Origin of the sequence: Rhodanobacter sp. OR92 (assembly GCF_000427545.1) — a bacterium.
GTDB lineage: Bacteria > Pseudomonadota > Gammaproteobacteria > Xanthomonadales > Rhodanobacteraceae > Rhodanobacter > Rhodanobacter denitrificans.
On sequence record NZ_ATYF01000006.1, the window covers coordinates 497713 to 505284 of the forward strand.

The 7572-nt window shown below is 67.0% G+C and carries 8 protein-coding genes and 1 pseudogene; 2 read left to right on the plus strand and 7 right to left on the minus strand.

All coding sequences use genetic code 11. The features are described from left to right. Positions 1 to 20 precede the first annotated feature (20 nt). From RHOOR92_RS0105245 to RHOOR92_RS0105280, 6 genes are all read right to left on the minus strand, one after another. Entirely contained in the window at positions 21 to 737 is a 717-nt protein-coding gene (locus RHOOR92_RS0105245; RefSeq protein WP_027489783.1) for an HAD family hydrolase, read from the minus strand. Continuing rightward, the gene (zwf, locus tag RHOOR92_RS0105250; RefSeq protein WP_027489784.1) at positions 731 to 2137 is read right to left on the minus strand and encodes a glucose-6-phosphate dehydrogenase; all 1407 of its coding nucleotides are present in this window, start codon (positions 2135 to 2137) and stop codon (positions 731 to 733) included. The genes RHOOR92_RS0105245 and zwf overlap by 7 nt, the downstream gene beginning before the upstream one ends. A 191-nt stretch (positions 2138 to 2328) precedes the next feature. Further along, a complete protein-coding gene (locus RHOOR92_RS19940) occupies positions 2329 to 2706 on the minus strand; it encodes a GNAT family protein (protein WP_231378332.1) in 378 nt (125 codons plus the stop codon). Positions 2707 to 2917: 211 nt separating this feature from the next. After that, positions 2918 to 3304, minus strand: coding sequence for a cupin domain-containing protein (locus RHOOR92_RS0105260; protein ID WP_027485776.1), 387 nt, complete (start codon positions 3302 to 3304; stop codon positions 2918 to 2920). Between the two features lie 497 nt (positions 3305 to 3801). Further along, positions 3802 to 4785 (minus strand): GNAT family N-acetyltransferase, encoded by a 984-nt coding sequence (locus tag RHOOR92_RS19230; RefSeq protein WP_081660220.1) that lies wholly within the window; start codon positions 4783 to 4785, stop codon positions 3802 to 3804. A 60-nt stretch (positions 4786 to 4845) separates the two neighbouring features. Next, positions 4846 to 5277 carry a GNAT family N-acetyltransferase gene (locus tag RHOOR92_RS0105280; protein ID WP_027485774.1) on the minus strand — a complete coding sequence of 144 codons (432 nt, stop codon included), beginning with the start codon at positions 5275 to 5277 and terminating at the stop codon, positions 4846 to 4848. Positions 5278 to 5410: 133 nt separating this feature from the next. Here RHOOR92_RS0105280 and RHOOR92_RS18550 point away from each other — a divergent pair, with 133 nt between their 5' ends. Further along, the gene (locus RHOOR92_RS18550) at positions 5411 to 6520 is read left to right on the plus strand and encodes an IS110 family transposase (RefSeq protein ID WP_037114900.1); all 1110 of its coding nucleotides are present in this window, start codon (positions 5411 to 5413) and stop codon (positions 6518 to 6520) included. Between the two features lie 341 nt (positions 6521 to 6861). On the opposite strand, the gene RHOOR92_RS0105290 is transcribed toward RHOOR92_RS18550, so the two are convergent. Beyond that, complete coding sequence (locus tag RHOOR92_RS0105290) at positions 6862 to 7269, minus strand: DUF4259 domain-containing protein (RefSeq protein WP_007512248.1); 408 nt, start codon at positions 7267 to 7269, stop codon at positions 6862 to 6864. Positions 7270 to 7354: 85 nt separating this feature from the next. On the opposite strand from RHOOR92_RS0105290, the pseudogene RHOOR92_RS0105295 reads away from it, so the two are divergent. Continuing rightward, positions 7355 to 7572, plus strand: a pseudogene (locus RHOOR92_RS0105295) (IS1182 family transposase); the annotation flags it as partial.

A 7572-nucleotide genomic window follows, 5' to 3' on the forward strand; every position in this document is an offset into this window, starting at 1 on the left:
ATTCGATCGCTACAAGAATGTCATTCGGCCGGCAGCGGGATCACTGGCGTGCTCGGCAGGAAGTCTTCAAGCTTACGCCGGCGCAGATCGCCGATGCACGCGACGCTGAAGTCCGGCGCCGGCTCGATCGCTTCGCCGGCGCTGGCCGCCGCGTAGTGGCCCTGGCGCACGAACACCGTGGTGAGCTTGCGGCCCAGGCGCTGCTTCATCTCGGCAAGAATATGCGGCTTGTCGTCCACCATCACGTAGTGCGCGGCCGGGTAGCGCTGCTGCATCGCCACCAGCATCTGCTGCTTGTGCACGTAGATCAGCACCTCGCCGCGCAGCGCGTCCCACAGCCCGGCGCGGCGGATCTTGCGCGGCTGGAACACCACGTCGCCGTCGGACAGGATCGCGGTGGGGCCCAGCGTGCGCAGGTGCGCCACGGTTTCCAGCGCGTGCGGATACAGCCGTTCGGCAAACGGGTAGTCCAGCAGGTAGGACGACATCTGCAGCAGCGACGGGTCGTTGTCCAGGCCGGTGCGGAAGCGCTGCAGCGCGCCCAAGTAATCGGCGTAGCCGAATTGCTGGCGCAGCTCCTCGTAGATCGCCCAGTAGCGCTCGCGCGCGGCGGCGCCGAACGCCGCCTCCAGCGTGGCGCCGAGGTCGGCGCCGAAGCGGTCGTTGTCGAGCAGGGTGTTGTCCACGTCGAGCAGGAACACCACCGCGGCGGCTTCGGCGGCGGGGTGGCTCAGCATGGCGTACCCGCCTCCGCCTGCGGGTCGTGCCAGCCCTCGTCGCCGCCGACCAGGTGCGCCGCCGCGGGCGGACCCCAGCTGCCCGGTTCGTAGAACGCCACCGCGCCTTCGTGGGCCAGCACGCGGTCGACCACCGCCCACGCCGCCTCCACGCATTCGTCGCTGGTGAACAGCGCGTTGTCGCCGCGGATGGCGTCGCCGAGCAGGCGCTGGTACGGCGACTTCTCCGGCGCCAGGTCGTGCCGCACGACCAGCTCCACCGGCTCGCCGCGCATCTCCTCGCCCGGCTGCTTCACCCGCATGCCCGCGGCGAGGATCACCTGCGGGCTGAGCCGGAAGCGGAAGTAGTTCGACTGCGCCGCGCCGACCGGGTCGAACACCGACAGCGGCGGCGCCTTCATGTCCACCATCACCTCGGTGGTGGTCAGCGGCAGCCGCTTGCCGGCGCGGATGTGGAACGGCACGCCGGCCCAGCGCCAGGTGTCGATGTGCAGGCACAGCGCCACGAAGGTCTCCACGTTGGAATCGGCGGCCACGCCCTCGACCTCGCGGTAACCGCGGAACTGGCCGCGCACCACCTCGGCCGGGTCGAGCGGGCGCATCGCGCGGAACAGCCGCAGCTTCTCCGCGCGCAGCGCTTCCGGCCCGCCGCCGATCGGCGCGTCCATCGCCAGCAGCGAGGTCACCTGCAGCAGGTGGTTCTGCAGCACGTCGCGGATCGCGCCGACGCCCTCGTAGAACGCGCCGCGGCCGTCCACGCCGAACTGCTCGGCCATGGTGATCTGCACGCGGTCCACGTAGCGGTTGTTCCACACCGGCTCCAGCACGGTGTTGGCGAAGCGGAAGTACAGCAGGTTCTGCACCGGCTCCTTGCCCAGGTAATGGTCGATGCGGAAGATCGCCGACTCCGGGAACACCGCGTGCAGCGTGCGGTTGAGCGCCTGCGCCGAGGCCAGGTCGCGGCCGAACGGCTTCTCCACCACGATCCGCGCGCCGTCGGCGCAGCCGGCCTGCTGCAGGTTCTTCGCCACCACGGCGAACAGCCCGGGCGGGATCGCCAGGTAGTGCAGCGGCCGCTGTGCCGCGCCCAGCGCCTGCTTCAGCTGCGCGAACGTGGCCGGGTCGTTGTAGTCGCCATCGACGTACTGTAATCGTGCCGCCAGCTGCGCGAAGGCGGCCTCGTCCACCGCGCCGCCCTGCTCCTGCGCCGCGTGCGCCAGGCTGTCGTGCGCGCGCTGGCGCAGCTGCTCCACGCTCCAGCCCGAGTGCGCCACGCCGATGATCGGCAGGTTCAGCCCGTCGTGCAGCAGCATCGCCTGCAGTGCCGGAAAGATCTTCTTGTAGGCCAGGTCGCCGGTGGCGCCGAAAAAGACCAGGGCGTCCGAGCGGGGTGTCGGCATGATGATGGCGTTCTCCTTGGGGGCGGCGGGCGAACTTGCCCGACATGCGGCGCGCATCATTCCACGCGCTACGGCAGGACGTCGCCAACATGCCGGACATCGGGTTCGCTTTCCAGCGTGCACGGCTGCAGGTTAAGTCGATGCATAAGCCGGGGCGTGCCGGCGTGGCGGCCATACCAAGTGCCGTCCGCTCAGCCGTCCGCCAGGTCGTCGGGAATCAGCGAATAGACCACCGCGCGCTCGGGCCGGCCCTGGAACAGCACGCGGTTGCGTGCCTCCACCTCGCGCAGCGCGCCCAGCTTCTCCGCCACCCGCTGGCTGGCCGCGTTGTGCGGCAGCACCACGATCTCCAGCCGCGTCAGGCCCAGCACGTCGAAGCCCAGCCGGGCCGCGGCCCGGGCCGCCAGCGTGGCCACGCCGCGGTTCCGCGCCGTATCGCACACCCAGTAGCCAAGATTGCCCATCCCGTGGGCGCGGTTGACGTGGTTCACCCCGGTGCCGCCGATGACCGCGCCCGTGCCATCGAACACGCCGAGGGGAAATTCGGAGCCGGCCGCCCAGCACGCCATGCCGTGCTCGACCCAGGCGGTCGCATCCGCCAGCGCATAGTCGCGGTGGCACCAGGGCAGCAGTACGACAGCGACTCCACCGAACTGCGCACCGCCCGGTACAGCGGCTCCGCGTCGCCTGCCGCCAGCGGGCGGACGACGATCCCGCCTTGCCGCTGCAGATACGTCATGGCGATCCGCCCCGCGGCGCCTTGTCCCCCGTCGGATGCGCTCATCGGACCCGCCCGGCGTCGTCGGCACGGCTGGCCGGGTTCGGCTCCTGCCGCACGATGTCGATGGAGATCTCCACGGCCGGCACCGTGCCCCGGTTCTCGAGCCAGTGGACGGTATGCCGGTCCTCGGGCCAGCCCACGCCGGGGCCGTAGTCGGTGGCGATGCCGTCGCGATGGTCGGTGATCGTCCCTTGCAGGATGTAGACGAGGCCCGGCCGATCCCGGTGGTCGTGGACGGGGCCGAACACCCCGCCCGGCGCGATGGTGACCTTGCGCATGCGCAGCTGGCGCCCGGCCATGCCCTCGATTTCCGGGCCCAGGTCCATGATCGCCAGCGACTGGACCGTGACGCCGCGCGTTTCAGGGGCCGTCGGTTCTTTGCTCATGGTGCCTCCGGTGCGTGTCGTCGGTCAGCGCGCCGCGCACCCACGGGCAGTCTGACACGGCCAAGCCGTCCGCTGAACCGTGGGAACGCGCGCAGCAAGCCTTCAAATACCTCGAAACTGGCCTGCTCGGCTTCCTGCTTCCATCGTTCGTACCGCGACGGCGGGTAATCCACGCCGAAGCGGCCGAAGTGCGCCCAGATGTACTCGTCGATGGATAGCCTCACGAAACCCCCTGGCTTCGAGCGCCTTGGCGCATGTCGTCTTTCCGGCGCCGGCAACCCCGCACATCATCACGACATGGCCTGGTGTCGGTTGCAGATGTTCGATCGCGGGAAGATCGATCAGGTATCCAACGCCCGAGCCAGGCGACGGCGAAGCACGGACGGGCAGTATGCGCGAGGGAGGCGCGCTGACCGGCAGCGACTGCACGCCCGGGGCGAAACCCCTCAGGCATCCGGGTTGACGGGGAAGCCACCGGGAGAATCGTTGGCCGCCAGTTAGCGCAGCTGCTTGGTCATGAATACGCTGTTGGGATCGGCCTGGTAGCTGCCGAAAGGCGGGCATGGCACGAATCCGGCCGATGCGTACAGGCGACGCGCTGCTTCGAAGAAGGCCATGGATCCCGTCTCCAGGCTCAGTCTCGAATAGCCGCGCGCCACCGCCTCCTGAATGAGGTGCTGCAGCAGTCGCGAAGCCACGCCCCGCCGCAGATGGGACGCGGCCGTGCGCATGGACTTGATTTCGGCGTGCGACGCGTCCAGATGCTTGAGCGCGCCGAACCCGGCCAGCAACGGACCGTCCCAGATGCTCCAAAAGGTGACGTCGGGACTGCGCAGGCCGCCAAGATCAAGCGCGTGGCGACTTTCCGCCGGGGCGGTGGGCGCGATGGAGTCCAGGTGCTCGCGAAGCAACGCAAGCACCTCGGGACTTTCCAGACTGTCGATGTGGATGTCCAGGTGCTGCCTCTTGCCGCCCAATGCTGGAGCTGAGCCGCCGGCAGCCCGCGTAACGGGATGACGGCCGGTTGCAGCGAACGACCAGGTCGGGCTGCCGTGATGGGCAGCCTCGGCCAGTTCCTTGAACGTTTGACTTTCGATGGCGATATACCGCTGCGCGAGAGCGCCGGCGAAAAGCGCAGCAACGCGGCCAAGAATACCTGCAAACGCGAAATCGAGCCGGAGTCTGCACCTTGAGCCGCCGATGGGATCGACCGCGTGATTCGCCACCATCCTCAGACCAGGCGATTGGGACCGCCAAACGAAGCTGCGGCCCGCCTCGACGGAGGCGACCTCCCAGATGGCAGGGCGAACTTTCGGCTGGACAACGTGAAATCGCGCACCGACCACCAGCACGCTGTTGCCCAACGGCTCCACCGAGGTGACGGTCGGCAGCCGCTGCGGCCACGACAGCACATCCGACAGCAACCTCCAGACCAGCTCGGCCGGCGCTTCGATGTCGATACTGGTGGTGTAGGTGCGCATGATGTTGTCCAGCGCCGGAATCCAGCCGGCCCGCGAAGCGCGTTCGCCTCGAAGAAATGATCAGGTCTCAAGCTTGGTGCGGAAGTGAAAGCACTCCATCCCGAATCCCTCGCGAAAGTAGAACCGGTGCGCCTGCTCCCGGGTGGTGCGCGAAATGAGCTGGATCTCGCTGCAGCCCAACTCCCGGCCGATGCGCCTGAGGGCGGCGATCAGTTGCGCGCCGTGGCCCCGCGAACGCGCCTGTCCGTCCGCAACCAGGTCGTCGATGTAGAGCAGCCTTCCGCAATAAAGCATGTTCATGACGCGATAGGCAGCCACGGCTTTCACCGCGCCCTCGTCGGACAGCGCCAATACCCTCAGCCCATCGCTGGCCATGAGGCTGCGGATCGTGGGAACGTACTGGCTTTGCTCGAGGTGCGGCCGAAGCTGCTGCATGACGGCGAACGTTGCAGCGATCTGTTCGTCGGTTTCAGCGTGCTCGATGGTGGTCATTGGGGTCTAGCGCCTGAGTTGAGCGACGGCGAAGCCGTCCGCCTCGAACGAGTAAAAAGAGACTTCCTCCCCTTTCGGCCTCGAGGGCCATGATGGTGTTGCGACACAACCGTCAGCAGAGGAGGAAGTCTCCATGAGCACTATAACCCTGGGTGTGGACCTGGCGAAGCGGGTATTTTCGGTGTGCGAGATGGATGCCGCCGGGCGTGTGCTGCGGTGGCACGAACTGAGGCGCGAAGCCTTTGCTGCGTGGCTCGGCCAACAACCGGCCGGCGCCGTGGTGGCGATGGAGGCGTGCAGCGGAGCGCACCATTGGGTGCGCCGTTGCCTCGCGCTCGGGCTGCAGCCGAAGGTGATCGCCGCGCAGTTCGTCGGCCCGTTCCGCAAGAGCCGCACCACCAAGAACGACCGCAACGACGCCGAGGCGATCGCCACCGCCGCCCGGCAGGGCAACATGCGCTTCGTGCCGGTGAAGTCGGTGGAGCAGCAGGCGCGGCTGGCGTGGCACCGGGTACGCGAGGGGTACAAGGCCGAGAGCCTGGCCATCGACAACCGGTTGCGTGGGCTGCTGGCCGAGTTCGGCATCGTGGTGGCCACGAGCGATCTGGCACTGCGCCGGGTGCTGGCCGACCTGGATGCGCATGATGGGTTGCCCGGCGAGTTTCGCGAGCTGCTGCGCGACCTGGCCGCCCACTGGGCGAAATTGCGCGAGCGCATCGATGCGTGCGATGCCCGCATCGACACGCACGCGCGACAGGATGCACGCTGTATCCGGCTGCGCTCGATCGTGGGCATCGGACCGATCACCGCCGACGCGGTGGTGGCGACGCTGGGTGCCGCGACCGACTTTCGCAACGGCCGGCAGCTGGCCGCCTGGCTGGGTCTGGTGCCGATGCAGCACTCCAGCGGCGGTCGAGCGCGGCTGGGCACGATCAGCTGTCGTGGCGACGCCTACCTTCGCACGCTGCTGATCCAGGGTGCGCGCAGCAGCCTGCAGCGGGCCAAGGCGGTGGCGACCGAGAAGGCCACACCGGAACAGTTGTGGATACGCACTCTGGATCGGCGGATGCCGTTCGGCAAGGTGCTGGTGGCGATCGCCAACAAGCACGCGCGGCAACTGTGGGCGATGCTCGCGCACGACCTCGACTACGATCCGGATGCACACGTAAAGCACCCCATGGCGCGGCGTCTGGCTGACCAGCACACCCTCACTGCGACGGCATGCATGAATCCGCACATGTAAACACGTTCCACGTCAGCGCGAAGCGGTAGCAACGGGTCAGACCCACCCGGAGAGAACCTGACTAACATCCTGGACGTCCAAACGTGTTTCGGCCGATCCCCGAACACTGACGACACCGATGAATGAACGAGGTCTCCGGGCGCGGTTTATACCCTGGTCCGCATCAGCCACACCGATGCAACAAGACCGTTTACGGAAATGCAGTCTGACAACGTTCAACGCCACACGCACTGACACGCGCGACGCAGCAAAGAGAACAACACCATGACCAGCGAACGCCTGAAAGCTCAAGGCAAGAACATCAAGCGGGCGGTATTGACGGGAAGTCTCTTACGGAAATGTTAGGCCTGCAGCCGCGCACGTAAAGCGCTGACGCCTGCCTGCCAATCATTGAACTCATCTGATTCTTCCCACAACTCCCGAAGCTCTGAGTCCGGAGCGAGCACGCGATCGACGACCTGGACTGCATGAGACACGACCGCCGCATCCACGGACGGTTTGACGCGGGCAACCCACGCAGTGAGCTCTTCCTCGGCCTGCGACGCGGCAGAGGCATGACCCAACACAAGCGCAACTACCTCGCAGGCCGCGATACCTTGTTGGGCCTCTGGTGCCTCCAAGTACCCCGCTGTGCTTTGCACGCGCTCGATGGCTTCTTGGACGGGTGACAAGTCAGTCCCCTCGATAAGATCACCGATGAGGTCACCAGCATCGTCGTTGGCAAAAGAATGGAGTGCCCAAGTACCCATGCAACCTCCCCTGTAGGCCTAACGAGGTTGTAGAAAAACCTCCGCTCATCCTGCTTCAATAGCCCCACGTGAACAAGGGGGCGGCATGGCACGCTACCGGCATATCGATATGAGTCCGCGGCTGTTGCCGGTGGATCTGCAGGCGCAGCTGGTGCCGGGATCATTTGCCCATGCCGTGCACCATCTGGTCGATCAGCTGGATCTGTCCGCCTTCGATGCGCATTACCGCAATGACGACAGCGGCGCGCCGGCCCATGCGCCGACGATGCTGCTCAAGGCCGTGCTGCTGGCGTATTCCCAAGG